13 protein-coding genes are annotated in these 16,465 nt (G+C 63.4%); 5 read left to right on the forward strand and 8 right to left on the reverse strand.

Annotation, left to right across the window (positions count from 1 at the left end):
• Together JaAD80_RS23440 and JaAD80_RS23445 are read right to left on the reverse strand one after the other, a co-directional pair.
• Nucleotides 1–1,546: methyl-accepting chemotaxis protein (locus JaAD80_RS23440; RefSeq protein WP_102298046.1), on the reverse strand; the 1,546-nt coding region annotated here is incomplete at its 3' end.
• Between the two features lie 121 nt (nt 1,547–1,667).
• Entirely contained in the window at nt 1,668–2,741 is a 1,074-nt protein-coding gene (locus JaAD80_RS23445; protein WP_102298048.1) for a patatin-like phospholipase family protein, read from the reverse strand.
• Between the two features lie 211 nt (nt 2,742–2,952).
• Here JaAD80_RS23445 and JaAD80_RS23450 point away from each other — a divergent pair, with 211 nt between their 5' ends.
• A complete protein-coding gene (locus JaAD80_RS23450; protein ID WP_180979557.1) occupies nt 2,953–3,816 on the forward strand; it encodes a hypothetical protein in 864 nt (287 codons plus the stop codon).
• A 200-nt stretch (nt 3,817–4,016) separates the two neighbouring features.
• Here the strand turns inward: JaAD80_RS23450 and tal are convergent, their stop codons facing one another.
• From tal to zwf, 3 genes are all read right to left on the reverse strand, one after another.
• Nucleotides 4,017–4,952 carry a transaldolase gene (tal, locus tag JaAD80_RS23455; protein ID WP_102298052.1) on the reverse strand — a complete coding sequence of 312 codons (936 nt, stop codon included), beginning with the start codon at nt 4,950–4,952 and terminating at the stop codon, nt 4,017–4,019.
• A 155-nt stretch (nt 4,953–5,107) separates the two neighbouring features.
• Nucleotides 5,108–5,962 carry an SIS domain-containing protein gene (locus JaAD80_RS23460; RefSeq protein WP_034750862.1) on the reverse strand — a complete coding sequence of 285 codons (855 nt, stop codon included), beginning with the start codon at nt 5,960–5,962 and terminating at the stop codon, nt 5,108–5,110.
• 418 nt (nt 5,963–6,380) lie between these two features.
• Nucleotides 6,381–7,853: a glucose-6-phosphate dehydrogenase gene (gene zwf, locus JaAD80_RS23465; RefSeq protein ID WP_102298054.1), complete on the reverse strand. Its 1,473-nt coding sequence runs from the start codon at nt 7,851–7,853 to the stop codon at nt 6,381–6,383.
• A gap of 547 nt (nt 7,854–8,400) precedes the next feature.
• On the opposite strand from zwf, the gene JaAD80_RS23470 reads away from it, so the two are divergent.
• Nucleotides 8,401–9,354: a chemotaxis protein gene (locus JaAD80_RS23470; protein ID WP_102298057.1), complete on the forward strand. Its 954-nt coding sequence runs from the start codon at nt 8,401–8,403 to the stop codon at nt 9,352–9,354.
• A 472-nt stretch (nt 9,355–9,826) separates the two neighbouring features.
• Here the strand turns inward: JaAD80_RS23470 and JaAD80_RS23475 are convergent, their stop codons facing one another.
• Nucleotides 9,827–10,723, reverse strand: coding sequence for an SMP-30/gluconolactonase/LRE family protein (locus tag JaAD80_RS23475; protein WP_102298060.1), 897 nt, complete (start codon nt 10,721–10,723; stop codon nt 9,827–9,829).
• Between the two features lie 138 nt (nt 10,724–10,861).
• Complete coding sequence (gene pgi, locus JaAD80_RS23480; RefSeq protein WP_102298062.1) at nt 10,862–12,526, reverse strand: glucose-6-phosphate isomerase; 1,665 nt, start codon at nt 12,524–12,526, stop codon at nt 10,862–10,864.
• Nucleotides 12,527–12,863: 337 nt separating this feature from the next.
• Between pgi and edd the strand changes: the two genes are divergently transcribed.
• From edd to JaAD80_RS23495, 3 genes are all read left to right on the forward strand, one after another.
• A complete protein-coding gene (edd, locus tag JaAD80_RS23485; protein WP_102298065.1) occupies nt 12,864–14,777 on the forward strand; it encodes a phosphogluconate dehydratase in 1,914 nt (637 codons plus the stop codon).
• A gap of 3 nt (nt 14,778–14,780) precedes the next feature.
• A complete protein-coding gene (gene eda, locus JaAD80_RS23490; RefSeq protein WP_071322430.1) occupies nt 14,781–15,410 on the forward strand; it encodes a bifunctional 4-hydroxy-2-oxoglutarate aldolase/2-dehydro-3-deoxy-phosphogluconate aldolase in 630 nt (209 codons plus the stop codon).
• 180 nt (nt 15,411–15,590) lie between these two features.
• The gene (locus JaAD80_RS23495; protein ID WP_102298067.1) at nt 15,591–16,112 is read left to right on the forward strand and encodes a Rhs element Vgr protein; all 522 of its coding nucleotides are present in this window, start codon (nt 15,591–15,593) and stop codon (nt 16,110–16,112) included.
• A gap of 20 nt (nt 16,113–16,132) precedes the next feature.
• Here the strand turns inward: JaAD80_RS23495 and JaAD80_RS23500 are convergent.
• Nucleotides 16,133–16,465 (reverse strand): LytR C-terminal domain-containing protein (locus tag JaAD80_RS23500; RefSeq protein ID WP_146012504.1); only part of this gene is annotated, 333 nt, incomplete at its 5' end.

Raw genomic sequence — 16,465 nt, forward strand, 5'->3', positions numbered from 1 at the left:
GTTCGAGCTGGAAGCCGGCCGCCACCTGCGCCAGGCGCGCGGCCTGGTCCTGCATGCTTTCGGCGGCAGCCGCCGCTTCCTCCACCAGGGCCGCGTTCTGCTGCGTCACCTGGTCCATCTGCGCAATCGCCTGGTTGACCTGGTCGATGCCCATGCTTTGCTCGGCGCTGGCGGCCGTGATCTCGGCCATGATGTCGGTGACGCGGCGCACGCTGTCGACCACTTCGCCCATGGTGCTGCCGGCCTGCCGCACCAGCCGCGTGCCGTTGTTGACCTGTTCCACCGAGTCGCCGATCAGGGCCTTGATTTCACGTGCCGCCGCGGCCGAACGCTGCGCCAAATTGCGCACTTCCGTGGCGACGACGGCAAAGCCGCGTCCCTGCTCGCCGGCGCGCGCCGCCTCGACGGCCGCGTTCAGGGCCAGGATATTCGTCTGGAAGGCGATGCCGTCGATGACGCCGATGATGTCGACGATCTTCGTCGATGCCGTGTCGATGGCGCCCATGGTGTCGACCACCTCGCTGACGATGCTGCCGCCCCGTTCGGCCACGCCCGACGCGGCCACCGCCATCTGGTTGGCCTGGCGCGCATTGTCCGCATTCTGTTTCACGGTGCTGGTCAGTTCTTCCATCGACGATGCCGTCTCTTCCAGCGAACTGGCCTGCTGCTCCGTGCGCGCCGACAGATCCTGGTTGCCGGCGGCGATTTCGCCGGACGCCGTGGCGATCGCGTTGGTGCCCGTCTGCACTTCCGACACCACCTTGCGCAGCGCCTCGTTCATGCCGTGCAGGGCGCGCATCAGGTCGCCGATTTCATCGCTGGCGGCCGGGCCGAAATGCGTGCGCAAGTCGCCGTCGGCCACCGTTTCGGCCACCTTCACGGCCGCCTGCAGCGGCACGGTGATCGAGCGCGTGATCAGCCAGGCGCAGACGCTGCCCAGCGCCACTAGCAGCGCGCACAGGGTCAGCAGCAGGGTGAAGCTGCGTTGATTGGCCGCCTCGATGGCCTGCGCCGTGGCGTCGATGGCCTTGCGCTGCTGCGCCAGCAGGGCCTTGACGTTGTTCTGGTAACTGGTGGCGGCCGGCGCGAAGCTGTCGCGGTAGGCGCTTTCCGCCTGCGCCGCGTTGCCCGCCTTGCGCGCATTCATGACGACGGTCTTGGCATCCTGGTATTTGACGCGCTCGGCAACGGACGATTTGAAGATGGCTTTTTCTTCATCGCTGTCGAGCAGGGTTTCGATTTTCTTCAGCAGTTCGCTGCCCTGTTTCGTACTGTCGGCGATGGTTTCGGCAAAGACGTTCGACAGGGTTTCATCGGTGCTCTTGGCGATCATCGAGGTGCGCGCGATGGCCGAATAAATCAGCACGTACCAGTCCGACACCAGTCGTTCCTTGGCCAGCGGTTTTTCCATCATTTGCCGGGTCGCCTCGGCATTGACATGCGCGCTGTACAGCGCGTACGAGGTGGAAATCACGGAGAGCAGCAGCACCAGCGCGAAACCCGCTGCCAGGCGCGTGCCGATACGAAGGTGGGAGAGGGCGTGCATGGTCGGAACTCCTGTCGCAAAGGGATTTAAATTGCCTGTGCGACATAGTATGCACTGATAAGTGACCAATAGGCGAGGGAAAAGCGCGCTTGTTTTTGCGCCTGTTGCAGTCTCGCCCGTGCTACAGATCGCCCGCCTGGCGCAGGTCGGGATGCTCGGCCCAGCGGGCGAAGGCGGCCGCCATGCGCTCGCTTTCGGCGATGGCGCGGCGCCAGTCGCGCATGCGCCCCGCATGGTCCTGGCCGTAATGGGGAAAGTCGCGCCGGTCCGGCAGTTTGCCATTCGGCAGGCTGGCGATGAAGGCGGGCGACGGCGAGACGAGGATCATGTTGTCGAGCGCGCTGTCGCCGCCGCGCGCGCGGCGCCACGGCATGCTCTTGTCCAGCCAGCCTGGCACGATGTGGTCGGCGAAATGCGGGTACAGCACCAGGTCCGGTTCGCGCTGGTACGGCAGGTGCAGATGGTAGTCGACCAGGCCGCCGTCCCAGTAGCGCCCGGGCGGCGCGCCGGCGATGTCCCGCACCGCGTCGAGCACCAGCGGGATGGAGCCGGAAGCGAGCAGGGCGTCGCGCAGGTTGTCCTGCGCCAGCGGCACGAAGTGCGCATGGAAGGCGTCGAAGCGCGAGCGCAGCCAGCTGGCGCCATCGGCGCCCGCATGGAATACCACGCGTTCGAGCGAGGCGGCAAGGCGCGCGCGGGCCACGGCATTGTTGGCCGCCGCCAGCAGGAAACCGCGCCGGTCGCGCCATTTGCCCGGCTGCGCCAGCGCGCCGATGCCGCGCACGGCCAGCACGCCCAGGCTGTGCTGGCTGTGCCGCAGCAGCTGTGCATCCTGGCCATCGAGCACGGCGTCGAGCAGGGCGCGGCAGGTGCGGCTGACGTGCGCGGCATCGGGCTTGTCCGGATAGCGCTGGCCCACGTATTCGCGCACCAGGCGGCGCTGCGCGGCCACCGGGTCGGAAAACACGGCGGCAGCCATGCGCCATGCGCCGATCGAGGCGCCGATGAAGTGGCGCGGCCGTGCCGCCCTGGCCAGGAAATCGCCGAACAGCCAGCAGTCGAGCTGGTGCAGGATCAGTCCTTTCGGCCCGCCCGCAGCGGCGGGGACGATGGCGATGTCGCTGGCGCGCACGCCGTATTCGGCGATGCGGGCGCGGGCGCGGCGGCCCAGGCGGATGGTGATCGGTGATTGCATGGAATTGAAATTGGCGAGCGAAAAGCGGACTGTAGCTTTGTATTCTACCTTCAGCGCGGCGCCACGGTACCGATGTGCGCGCTATAGTCACATTGTTGGTATTAGTAATTTTCTTTTGAGCAAGCATTCTTGTAAGAAATATTGCATAATGCTTCGCGTTAAGTTTTTGGCATGTGCCAAGGACGCATCACGTCTTTATTATTGGAATAGTATGCAATTGAATCACGCTTTTGTTTTCACCCTCATCGCCGGCTCCCTCGTTGCCTGCGGCGGTGGCGGCTCGTCTTCCCCATCGGATCCGGCAGTTGCCGTGAACCCGCCCGTGGTGCCCGTGGTGCCCGTGGTGCCCGTCGCGCCGCCGGTGGTCCCCGTCACGCCAGCGGCCGGCGACAACACGGGTTCCGTCAGTGCCCGTTTCGCGAATGGCGACAACAGCCGCTTCGTGTTTACGTCGATCGGCTTGCAGAGCAATGGCAAGGCCAGTCCGCTGGTACAGGATACCTCCGGCGCCTTGAGCACCATCGGCAGCATCATCCTGACGGGCAACCCGTCCGTGACGCGGGAAATCAGCGGCGACGCGACTTTCGCGCAGGGACGCTGGTTCAAGGGCGCGTTCAGCAGCAGTACCAGTGCCACGACGTTGAGCGGCAACAATGCCAGTGCACATTACGTCGCCTATAACCTGCTCGCCGCACTGCCAGCGACCGGCACGTTCACCTGCGACGCGGGCACGTTCACGGCGCCAAGCTACACGGGCGGCGCCAGTGTCCCGTCGAGCGCCAACTTCGGTACGTCCAGCGGCAACGCCAGCATCGCCTTCGATGGTTCCGGCGCCAAGGTCGTGATGGCCATCGACGCCAGCGCCGGCGGCAGCACGGGCAAGGTAACGGCTTCCACGACCATCATTTCGCCGGCGTCCAGCAGCATCACCGGCGGCTATCTGTCGAGTGGTACGGGTGCGCAGCTGATGCTGGGCGACGGCGGTACTGGCCGCTACCTGCTGCTGACTGCCTACAAGGTGCAATTGGCCAACGGCGCCAACTACCAGGGTGTGGCGACCTTCCGCTGTTCCTGATGACGCCTGGCGGCGCCTGCCGCGCGTCGTGACGTGCGGCCGGCAAGGTTCACTGTGCCGCGGCACGGTGGCGCTTCCGGTCACAACGTCCTGCAGCCGGCAATGCTGCCGCCAGTCGTCGTGAGGCGAAGGAGGACGGCTAAAAAAAAGCGGCGCCGTGCACTGCACGGACGCCGCTTTTTTTCTGACGCAGGCGGGAATTAACGCAGCGCCGCGATCATCTGTTTCAGCTTGCCGGAATCGACGCAGAAGGCGCGGATGCCTTCAGCCAGTTTTTCCGTCGCCATCGCATCTTCGTTCATCATGAAGCGGAAGGCTTCTTCATTCAGCGACATTTGCACGATGTTGGCGGACGGTGCCGCTTCGGCGCTCAGCTTGCGCTCCACCGGCGCATCGCTGTCGGCCAGCTTTTGCAGCAGGTCGGGGCTGATGGTCAGCAGGTCGCAGCCGGCCAGTTCGAGGATTTGCGAGGTGTTGCGGAAGCTCGCGCCCATCACTTCAGTCTTGTAGCCGAACTTGCGGTAGTAGTTGTAGATGCGCTTGACGGACTGCACGCCCGGATCTTCCGCGCCGACGTAGTCGATGCCCGTCGATTTCTTGTACCAGTCGTAGATGCGGCCGACGAATGGCGAGATCAGCTGCGCGCCCGCTTCGGCGCAGGCGATGGCCTGGGCCAGCGAGAACAGCAGGGTCATGTTGCAGCGGATGCCTTCCTTTTCCAGGATCTGCGCGGCGCGGATGCCTTCCCAGGTGGAGGCGATCTTGATCAGCACGCGCTCGCGGGCGATGCCGGCATTCGAATACAGGGCGATCAGGTCGCGGCCCTTGGCGACGGTCGCTTGCGTGTCGAACGACAGGCGCGCATCGACTTCGGTGGACACGCGGCCTGGAATGGTCTGCAGAATTTCCACGCCAAAGGCGATCAGCAGGCGGTCGATGATCTCGGCGGTGGAGGCGTTCGGATGGTCGCGCACGGCCTTTTCCAGCAGCGGCTTGTATTCATCCTTCTGCACAGCCTTCAGGATCAGCGACGGATTCGTCGTCGCATCGCGCGGCGTGTAGGCCTGGATCGATTGGAAGTCGCCGGTGTCGGCCACCACGGTAGTAAATTGCTTCAGTTGTTCGAGTTGGTTCATGGCTGCACGGGAAAGAGTGAATGGGCTTGCCGGGCTATTGTACATAATCCGGGGCGCGGTTCAGTCCTTTTGGTGCGGAAGAAATACAGTGGCAGGAACCCAAAAATTGAGAGCTGGGGTCAGACCCGGCGGGTCTGACCCCGGATTTTTGTTGCCTATCCAATAAAAGAATCAAACTGCATGTCGAATTCCTGCAGCGCTTTCTGCGCATTCTGCATTTTCTTGCGGAATTCAGGTCCCCGTTGCAGGGCCAGGCCGACTGCCAGCACGTCGATCACCACCAGGTAGGCCAGGCGCGCGGAAATCGGTGTGTAGGGGTCGGTGTTGAAGACCAGGTCGATGGGAATCAATACAGTGGCCAGGTCGGCCAGCGGCGTGCCCGATGGGGCCAGCACGACGACGTCGGCGCCGCCGCGGCGCGCCAGTTTCACGGAGCGGACCAGGGCGGGGCTGTTGCCGCGCTGCGAGATGGCCACCAGGCAGTCGCCACCGCGCAGCAGGGCGGCGGCGATGCTGTGGATGTTCGGGTCGCTGTAGGCCACCGTCGGCACGCCCGAGCGGAAGAACTTGTGCTGCGCGTCGGCCGCCACGATGCCGGACGTGCCCTGGCCATAGAATTCGATCTTGCTGGCGCGCGACAGGATGTCGAGCGCGCGCTGGATCGCTTCCGGGTTCAGGTTGTTGCGCAGGTCGAGCAGGGTATTGATCGAGCGGCTGCAGATTTTATTTACCAGGTCGGCCGCCAGGTCGTCCTGCGCCGGCTGCTCGTTCGCGCCCGGCATGGCCAGGGCCAGGCCCTGCGCCAGTTTCAGCTTGAATTCATGCCAGCCGTCATAGCCGAGGGTGCGGCAAAAGCGCACCACGGTCGGTTCCGACACCTGCGCGCTTTTCGCCAGCGCCGTGATGTTCTGGCTAACCGTCTGGTTAGGCTGGTCAAGCACGGCCAGCGCGACCTTTTTCTCCGACTTGGAGAGCGAATCGAGCTGGGTGCGGATGGAGTCAAGTAGCATTGATTAGTCTTCTGTTTAAGTGCGCGTCCTTTTCACCCCAACAGCAAATTCCGGGGTCGGACCCTCAGGGTCCGACCCCAGTATTTTCGCCGTTTGGGCTTCAGTCGAATCTGAACGGCTTCAGTCTTCCGGCAACGGTGAAGCAGGTATTTCGCAGAGCACCGCTCCGCCTGCGTCACGGCCTGGCCTTGCAAGGCCAGGCTCCTTGCGTTCTCAAACTAGTCTTCTGGCAGCGGTGAAGCAGGCAATTCGCGGAGCACCGCTCCGCGCCTGCGTCACGGCCTGGCCTTGCAAGGCCAGTCTCCTTGCGTTCTCAAACTAGTCTTCTGGCAGCGGTGAAGCAGGTATTTCGCGGAGCACCGCTCTGCGCCTGCTTCACGGCCTGGCCTTGCAAGGCCAGGCTCCTTGCGCTCCATTCTTAGTCTTCAGGGAGCGCTTCTTCACGCCACTGCAATCCGTCGCGGCCGATCAGGGCGCTGGCCGCGGCCGGGCCCCAGGTGCCTGCCGTGTACGGAATCGGCGCGCTGTCGTTCTGTTCCCAGTTGTCGAGAATCGGCTCGACCCATTCCCATGCCGCTTCCAGTTCGTCGCCGCGCATGAACAGGGTCAGCTGGCCGCGCAAGACGTCCAGCAGCAATCGCTCGTAGGCGTCCATGCGCGGGGTCTTGAACGATTCGCGGAAATCGAGTTCCAGTTCCGCCGGTTTCAGGCGCATGCCGTCGCCCGGGGTTTTCGCCATCAAATTCATGCGCAAGCCTTCGTCGGGCTGCAGGCGGATCACCAGGCAGTTCGGCTGGAAGCTGGACGTCGGCTGGTTGAAGATCGAGTGCGGGATCTGCTTGAAGCGCACGACGATCTCGGCCAGGCTGTCGGCCATGCGTTTACCGGTGCGCAGGTAGAACGGCACGCCGGCCCAGCGCCAGGTGTCGATTTCCGCCTTCAGTGCGACAAAGGTTTCGGTGCGCGAATGTTCGGGCGCGTCCGGCTCGTCGCGGTAGCTTGGCACGGTGGCGCCGTCCACATGGCCGGCACGGTACTGGCCGCGCACGATGTTTTGCGCCAGGGTGGTGGGCGTGAATTTTTTCAGCGAGCGCAGCACTTGCAGCTTCTCATCGCGCACGGCATCGGGCGCGATCGAGGTCGGTGGTTCCATGGCGACAATGCACAGCAGTTGCAGCAGATGGTTTTGCAGCATGTCGCGCAGCGCGCCCGAGGTGTCGTAGTAACCCATGCGGTTGCCCACGCCCAGCTTTTCGGCGATGGTGATCTGCACGTCGGAAATCCATTCACGGCGCCACAGCGGCTCGAACAGCACGTTGCCGAAGCGCAGTGCCAGCAAGTTCTGCACGGTTTCCTTGCCCAGGTAATGGTCGATACGGTAGATCTGCGATTCCTGGAACACTTTGCCCACTTCGGCGTTGATCTGCTTGGCGCTGGCCAGGTCGCGGCCCAGCGGTTTTTCCAGTACCACGCGCGAGTTCGGCGTGACCAGGCCATTTTCTTCCAGGTTGTCGCAGATCAGGGCGAACAGGTGCGGCGGCGTCGCCAGGTAGTAGACGCGCGTCAGGTCGGCGCCGTCGCGCAGCGCTTCGACCAGCGGGGCATAGGTCTTGGCGTCGCTGGCGTTGAGCGACACGTACACGATGCGCGCGCAGAAGCGGGTCCAGGTGGCCGCGTTCAGGGTGCTGGCCTTGATGTGCGGGCGCGCGTTGCTTTCCACCATTTTCAGGAAGGCATCCTGGCCGCTGTCCTGGCGGCCCACGCAGATGATGCGCGCCGTCGGCGGCAAGTCGTTCGCGACGTCGCGCGCATACATGGCAGGCAACAATTTGCGCATTGCTAAATCGCCGCTGCCGCCAAACAGGACCAGGTCAAAATCGGTAAGAGCCATAAGTGAGTGTCGTCGCAAAAGTAAAAGAGCCGGAGCGGGGAGGGGCCGACCGGAAGTGCCAGTCTGTCGCTACTCTATCGTGGTGTAAATTTACTACGTAGAAGTGGCAATTGCAAGAAATTTTACTACATTCGTGCCGCTTGCGTGGGGCTTTTGCCATGTGCCGTGGCCTGGCGCGCCTGCGTGCTCATTATATGCCTTTCGCCCGCGCGGGCGCGCGGCGCGTGCTTTGCAAAGCAACCATGGTTACCGGGGAAATTTTCCAGCCATGCCATTACGATTTGCGCTGTAGCAACAGGCACGTCAAGAAATGCTGCCAGGATGGCGCTTGGCGGCTAAAAGTAGCTTTGAGGAAAGTAAAAAACCGTATAATTCAGACTGGAATCGATAGCAACTATTGGTAGTACGACGTTGCCCGATTCACCACTGCACCGTTAGCGCCGGCCATGCCCCGAACCCGCCTCCCGACGTCCATGCGGCCTGCAGTCAGCTCTGTCCGCATCGCGGGCAGACAGCTTAACTTTACAAGACGGCTCAAGGGGACACAATGAATTCAATGCAGCAAGATGTCGATGAACGCACCAGCCTGACAGGCAATAACAAATTCGAACTGTTCCTGTTCAAGCTGGGCACCAGCGATCACTCGACCAGCCGCGAACTATTCGGCATCAACGTGTTCAAAGTACGTGAAATCATGGAAATGCCGGCCATTACCGCAGTGGCCGGTTCGCATCCGCACATGCTGGGCGTGGTTAATATTCGCGGGCAGATCGTGCCCGTGATCGACTTGCCGATGGCGGTCGGCTGCAAGAGCAATGGTTTGAAGATCCTGATGGTGACGGAATTCGCCCGCTCGACGCAGGCGTTTGCCGTGGAAGAAGTCGATGAAATCGTGCGCCTGGAATGGAATCAGGTGCTGTCGGCCGAATCGAGCGTGGGCGGCGGCCTGGTTACCAGTATCGCGCGCCTCGATGGCGACACGGACAAGACACGCCTGGCGCAAGTGCTGGACGTCGAGCAGATCCTGCGCAACGTGCTGCCGTCGGGCGACCCGGATGTGGACGAAAACAGTATCGGCCCGCAAGTGCGCTTGCCGGCGGGCGCCGTGATCCTGGCGGCCGACGATTCCTCGCTGGCCCGTTCGCTGATCGAGAAGGGCCTGGAAGCGATGGGCGTGCCCTTCATCATGACCAAGACGGGCAAGGAAGCATGGGAGCGCCTGCAAGCCATCTCGGCCCAGGCGGCGACCGAAGGCAAGACGGCGAAAGACAAGGTCGCGCTCGTGCTGACCGACCTGGAAATGCCGGAAATGGATGGCTTTACCTTGACGCGCAACATCAAGAACGATGGCCGCTTCGCCACCATTCCCGTGGTGATCCACTCGTCCCTGACAGGCTCGACCAACGAAGACCACGTCAAGGGTGTCGGTGCGGATGGCTACGTGGCCAAATTCGTCGCGGCGGAATTGGCGGAAACCATCCGCAAGGTGCTGGCGCGCTAATCCGACGCTGGCACGGCCAACACTGGTGTCGGATTACGCGGGGCTTTGCCCCGCTAATCCGACCTACGCCTGGCTACATGAGCGTAAAGAAGCGCCGGAACCTCGCGGGTGCCGGCGCTTTTTTCTTGCTGGAAACGATTGCGGCTGGCCTGTCACTTCCATGGGCAAGCGGCAGTTCGGCAGGTCGGATTAGCGCAGCGCAGCTGCGCGTAATCCGACGCAGCCACGGCCAGCACTGGTGTCGGATTACGCGGGGCTTTGCCCCGCTCATCCGACCTACGCCCATGCGCAAGAAAAAAACGCCGGACCCTTGCGGGGGGCGGCGCTTTTTCTTGTTGGAAACGATTGCGGCTGGCCCGCCACTTCCATGGGCAAGCGGCAGTTCGGCAGGTCGGCTTGGCGCAGCGCAGCTGCGCGTAATCCGACGCACCCACGGCCAGCACTGGTCTCTGATTACGTGAGTGGCAAGGGATTACGCCTGGTAAGCTGTTTCCGGCTGGCCTGCCACGTCCACGCGCACGGACAACACGTGGCCCGTCAACGGGTAGGCGGCGATCTCGGCGTCTGATCGGTTGTGGCTGGCGCTGGTGATGTACAGGGTGCGCAGGTCGGGGCCGCCGAATGTCACCATGGTGGGGCAGCGCACGGGCACGGCGATTTCACCCAGCAAATGGCCGTCCGGCGCGAAGCGCAGGATCTTGCCACCTTCAAACATGGCTGACCAGTAATTGCCTTCGCTGTCGACGGCCGCGCCATCGGGGCGCCCGCCGTAGTCCGCCGCTTTCTTGTCCGTGGAAAAGCGCTGGAACGGTTGTGGTTCGGAAATGGCACCCGTGGCGGCGTCGAAATCGAAGCGGTCGATGCGGTGCGTGGTGGTATCCGAGTGGTACATGGTGCGCTTGTCCGGGGAAAAGCCCAGGCCGTTCGACACCGTCATGCCTCCCGACCAGACTTTGCGTACTTGTCCCTTTTCCAGCACGAACATCTCTGCAGCGTCGGCGTTGCGCGGCTCGAAAATCGTGCCGACCCAGAAACGGCCTGCCGGGTCGACCTTGCCGTCGTTGAAGCGCGTGGTGGCCATGTCGAACGGCGCCGCGGCGACTTCCGCCAGGCTGCCGGTTTTCGTGTCGAGGTGGGCAAAGCCGCTGCGCAAGGCCACGATCAGGCCGCCGCCCGCGTTGATGGCCAGCGCCGACGGTTCCGTCGGCATGCTCCATTGCTCATGCTTGCCGCTGGCCGGGTGCAGCCGGTGCACGGCGCACCCGTCGATGTCGACCCAGTACAGGGCCGCTTCCTTGCCGTGCCACAGCGGGCATTCGCCCACTTGCATGGGCTTGTCGCTGACTACCTTGATTTCGTAAATATTCATCTATTCTTAATGTGGAGAACGCCTAACAAAACCGTAGCGAGCGGGAGGGAGAGGCTGCCGAGAAGCGGAACTGTGCTTGAGCACAGTGAGCATCGCAGGCTGCCTATACCGACGCGCAGCAGGTTTGGTTATGCGTTATTAATATGCGGCTTTTGCTGCTTTAGCCAGGGCAATCAAGCCATTGGTCGAGCTGTCGTGGTGGTCGGGACGGGCTTCGCCCGTCAGTTCGGCCTGGATTTTCTTGGCCAGCACCTTGCCCAGCTCCACGCCCCACTGGTCGAAACTGTTGACGTTCCACAAGACGCCTTGCACGAAGGTCTTGTGCTCGTACAGGGCGATCAGGGCGCCCAGGGTGGTCGGGGTCAGCTGGTCCATCAGGATGGTGTTGCTGGGGCGGTTGCCGGGGAACGTCTTGTGCGGCACCAGCGCTTCGATCTCGTTGTCCGGCAAGCCTTGCGCCTGCAAATCAAGACGCACTTCTTCGCCCGTCTTGCCCGTCATGAAGGCTTCCGACTGGGCAAAGCAGTTGGCCAGCAGGGCGTCGTGGTGGCCCGGTAAATCGTGCGTGGCGCGCAGGGCGGCGATGAAGTCGATCGGCGTGATGTCGGTGCCCTGGTGCAGCAGCTGGAAATACGCGTGCTGCGCGTTCGTGCCGCAGTCGCCCCAGATGACGGGGCCTGTCGGCACGTCGACGGGCACGCCATCCTTGGTGACGCGCTTGCCGTTGCTTTCCATGTCCAGCTGTTGCAGATAGGCGGCAAAGCGGCTCAAGTCCTGGTGATACGGTGCGATGGAAACGGAGCCGCAGTCGAGGAACTGGCGGTTCCAGAAACCCACCATGGCCAGCACCACGGGCATGTTCTGTTCCAGCGGGGCCTGGCGGAAATGCTGGTCCATCGCATGCGCGCCGGCGAGGAAATCGCTGAAGTATTCAAAACCGACGGACAGGGCCACGGCCAGGCCGATCGACGACCAGACGGAATAGCGGCCGCCGACCCAGTCCCAGAACGGGAACATATTGTCCGGCGAAATGCCGAAGTCGACGATCGCTTGCGTGTTGGTCGAGACGGCCACAAAATGTTGCGCCAGATCCTTTTCTTCGCCTTCGAGCAGGAACCAGGCGCGCGCCGTGTTGGCGTTGAGCATGGTTTCAGCCGTAACAAAAGTTTTCGATGCGACGATGAAGAGCGTTGTTTCCGGATCGACTTTCGACAGGGTCGCTTCCATGTCGTGACCGTCGACGTTGGAAACAAAGTGCATTTCCAGGCCCGGGTTGGCATACGAGCGCAGCGCCAGGCAGGCCATTTTCGGCCCCAGGTCCGAGCCGCCGATGCCGATGTTGACGATGTCGCAGATCGGTTTGCCCGTGTAGCCGAGCCAGCTGCCATTGCGCACCTTGTCCGTAAACGCTTTCACCCGCTGCAGCACATCTTGCACATCAGCATCGATATCCTGGCCATCGACCACCAGCCTGGTGCCGCGCGGCGCGCGCAAGGCCGTATGCAGAACGGCCCGATGTTCGGTAAGATTGATTTTCTCGCCAGTGAACATGGCTTCGCGCTGGGCTTCCACGCCGCGTTCGCGGGCCAGGTCCATCAGCAAGGCCATGGCGGTGGCGTCGACCCGGTTCTTCGAGTAATCGAGCAGCAGGCCGGCCGCATCTACCGTCATGCTGGCAAAGCGTGCTGGATCGGTCGCGAACAGCTGGCGCAGGTGGACGTCGCGCAGGCTGGCGCTGTGCGCTTGCAGGGACTGGAAACTGGCGGTGGCGGTGATGGCGGGAGTAGATACTGGCTGGCGCATGGCGGTCGGCTTGGGTGCTTGTCTCGGTTGAAAGGAGCGCGGCGCGTTCGCTGTGGCGAACAAGGGATCCGGCGTTGATATGGGAATAATACATCAGAAAAACGTAATTTCACTACAGTTTGTGACGCGAAGCCGATTTTGTTGTGCTTTTTTTAGCGTTTGTCCCAGTGACATATAAGAGAGGTGTTGGCAGGTTCCGATACGCGATATAACCCGGATTTGCCTTGATATGCCGCAATCCGTCGCTTATTTATGTTGCCGGCCCAAGCAAGAGTGCTTCTTTCTCACCATTTTGTAGTAAAATTTCACGAAATACTCATTTTTAAGGAAATTCATTATGGCGCTGCATCCAGTAGTCGAATCCGTAACAGCGCGCATCATCGCGCGCAGCCGGCCATCGCGCGGCGCCTACCTGGCGCATCTGGATGCGGCCCGCATCCAGGGCGTGCAGCGCGGCGCCCTGTCGTGTACCAATTTGGCGCACGGCTTTGCCGCTTTCCCCGCCAACGACAAATTGTCGCTGAAAGAATATAAAAAACCCTCCGTCGCCATCGTCTCGTCGTACAACGACATGCTGTCGGCGCACCAGCCATTCGAAGGCTTTCCGCAGATCATCAAGCAGGCCGTGCGCGAAGTGGGCGCCGTGGCCCAGTTCGCCGGCGGCGTGCCGGCCATGTGTGATGGCGTGACGCAAGGCCAGCCGGGCATGGAACTGTCGCTGTTCTCGCGCGACACCATCGCCATGTCGACGGCCGTGGCGCTGTCGCACAATATGTTCGACGCCGCCCTGTACCTGGGCGTGTGCGACAAGATCGTGCCGGGCCTGCTGATCGGCGCGCTGCACTTCGGCCACCTGCCGGCCGTCTTCGTGCCGGCCGGTCCGATGACGTCGGGCCTGTCGAACAAGGAAAAAGCCCAGGTGCGCCAGCTGTATGCGCAAGGCAAGGCGACGCGTGAAGACTTGCTCGAAGGCGAGTCGAAAGCCTACCACGGCGCCGGCACCTGTACTTTCTATGGCACCGCCAACAGCAACCAGATGCTGATGGAAGTGATGGGCCTGCACATGCCGGGCGCCGCCTTCATCACGCCGAACACGCCGCTGCGCGACGCGCTGACGGTGGCCGCCTCCCAGCGCGCCGCCGCCATCACGGCGCAAAGCGCCAGCTACCTGCCGGTTGGCCACATCGTCGACGAGAAATGTATCGTCAACGCCGTCGTCGGCTTGCTGGCCACGGGCGGTTCGACCAACCACACGCTGCACCTGGTGGCCATCGCCAAGGCGGCCGGCATCGTCATCGACTGGAACGATTTCAATGAACTGTCGGCCATCGTGCCGATGCTCACGCGCATCTACCCGAACGGCGACGCCGACGTGAACCACTTCCACGCGGCCGGCGGCACGGGCTATCTGATCCGCGAACTGCTGGATGCGGGCCTGCTGCACGACGATGTCAACACCATCCTCGGCCATGGCTTGCGCGCGCACTGCCAGGAGCCGTTCCTGGGCGAAGACGGCAAGGTTTTCTGGAAGGATGCGCCACTCGCCAGCGCCGACGAGAACGTGCTGCGCCCGGCCGCGAACCCGTTCGCGCCGGACGGCGGCATGGTCCTGGTGGCCGGCAACCTGGGCCGCGCCGTGATGAAGGTCTCGGCCGTCAAGCCGCAGCACCGCACGGTGGAAGCACCGGCCCTCGTGTTCAATTCGCAGGAAGATTTCATGGCCGCCTACAAGGCCGGGTCGCTGGACCGCGACTTTGTCGCCGTGCTGCGCTTCCAGGGCCCGCGCGCCAACGGCATGCCGGAACTGCATGCGCTGACGCCGGCACTGGCCAACTTGCAGGACGCGGGCCGCCACGTTGCGCTGGTCACGGACGGCCGCATGTCGGGCGCGTCGGGCAAGGTGCCGGCCGCCATCCACGTGTCGCCTGAAATTCTCGCCGGCGGCCCGCTGGGCCTGGTGCGCGACGGCGACATCATCCGCCTCGACGCGTTTACCGGCGTGCTCGAAGCGCTGGTGCCGGCCGACGTCTGGCACGCCCGTTCGCTGGTCACTGCCGACCTGTCGCCGAACCATGTCGGCATGGGCCGCGAGCTGTTTTCCATGTTCCGTTCCACCGTCAGCGCGGCGGAAGAGGGTGCCACCACCTTCGGCCTGCCGTCGCCGATTCCCACCACCGTTGCCTTGCACGACGCCGATAATGTCGGCGATACTGTGCCCGGTTCCGACGAAGACTTTTTGGCTAGGAAATAAGAGATGACCATGACTCTACTGGAAATTATGCGCACCTCGAGCGTGATCCCCGTGATCGCGATCGACGACCCTGACCACGCCGTACCGCTGGCGCGCGCGCTGGTGGCGGGCGGCATCCGCGTGCTGGAAGTAACCTTGCGCACCAAGCACGGCCTGGAAGCGATCCGCGCCATGTCGGCCGTGCCGGGCGCCATCGTTGGCGTGGGCACCCTGACGCGTCCCGAGGAATTCGTCCAGGCGCGCGATGCGGGCGCCGTCTTCGGCGTCTCGCCAGGCCTGACGTCGGCCCTGGTGGCGGCGGCGAAAAGCAGCGGCCTGCCGCTGCTGCCAGGCGTGATGACGCCAGGCGAAGTGATGGCGGCGCGCGAGAACGGCTTCCAGCAGCTGAAACTGTTCCCGGCCGTGCCGGCGGGCGGCATCGGCATGCTCAACGCCATCTACGGCCCGCTGCCGGACGTGACCTTCTGCCCGACGGGCGGCATCTCGCAAGAGACGGCGTCGCAGTTCCTGGCCTGCAAGAACGTCGCCTGCGTGGGCGGTTCGTGGCTGACGCCGAAAGACGCGATCGCGGCCGGCAACTGGGACCGCATCACGGAAATCGCCAAAGCAGCCAGCGGCTTGCGGTCGGCCTAGTCGTACCTGACATACGCGACTGCGCGCCGCGCTTTGCGGCCTGCGATGCTTACCGTACCAGAGTACGGTTGCGCTTCTTGGCCAAAAATCACTGCCGCTCGCTACGCTTCTGTCAGGCACTTGCAGTTTAGTATTCGGCAAGCTCGCATGCTTGCCGCTTCTTTCTTCTGACGGAGTGTCATGCGTGTCTTGCGCCGTCCCCTGACCATCGGCGAAACCGCCATGGCCCGCAGCGTCTTTCGCGACGCCATCGACTATGCGCGCGTGCGCGTCGTGCGCGGCTCCTTTTTGCCGTTCGGCTTGCAGGACCAGAACACGGCGATGACGCCGCGCGGCAATTTGCACTTCATGCCGGCCCAGTACCGCGAGGATTTCGCGCGCGAGGGCAACAGCGGCAAGCTTTTCTTCATCCACGAGATGGTGCACGTGTGGCAATACCAGCTCGGTTATGGTGTGCTGCTGCATGGCGCCCTGCTGGCCCTGCGCGGCGGCTATATCGCCCAGCGCGCCTACCGCTACGATGCGCAGGCGGGCGGAGTATTGTCCGACTTCAACATGGAACAGCAGGGCGACATCATCGCCCATTACTTTGGCGCGCGCCAGTTGGGCATTCCCGCCTACGTGGCCAAGCTGCCGCAGCTGCAGGATATCCTGCAGGGCTTCCTGATCGACCCGTCCGACCGCAAGCTGCTGCCCCGCTGACCATGCCGTAGCGTGCGCCGCTACGGCGCCAGGTTCGCCGCCAGCCGTGCATCGGGTGCGCGCAGGCTGCCTGACGCATCCTTGCCCAGCAATAAACGCAGGTCGGCACCGGCGCTGATGCCGCTGTCGCCGGACGCCTGCAGCTGCGGCATGCCGCCCAGCGCCAGGGCCAGGGTGGCCGCCGCCTCGGCATGCCCGGGGCGGTAGACGATGCTGCTGGCCTGCAGGCCGTACGGCCGCTGGTTGCCCAGCCGCAGCACGCTGATGCCCATGCCGCCCAGCATGCCGCGCATGCGCGCCGCCATGCCCGTCTCGCCATGGGCATTGATCACTTCCAGGCGTGGCAGCGCTGC

Source organism: Janthinobacterium sp. AD80, assembly GCF_002878455.1.
GTDB lineage: Bacteria > Pseudomonadota > Gammaproteobacteria > Burkholderiales > Burkholderiaceae_D > Janthinobacterium.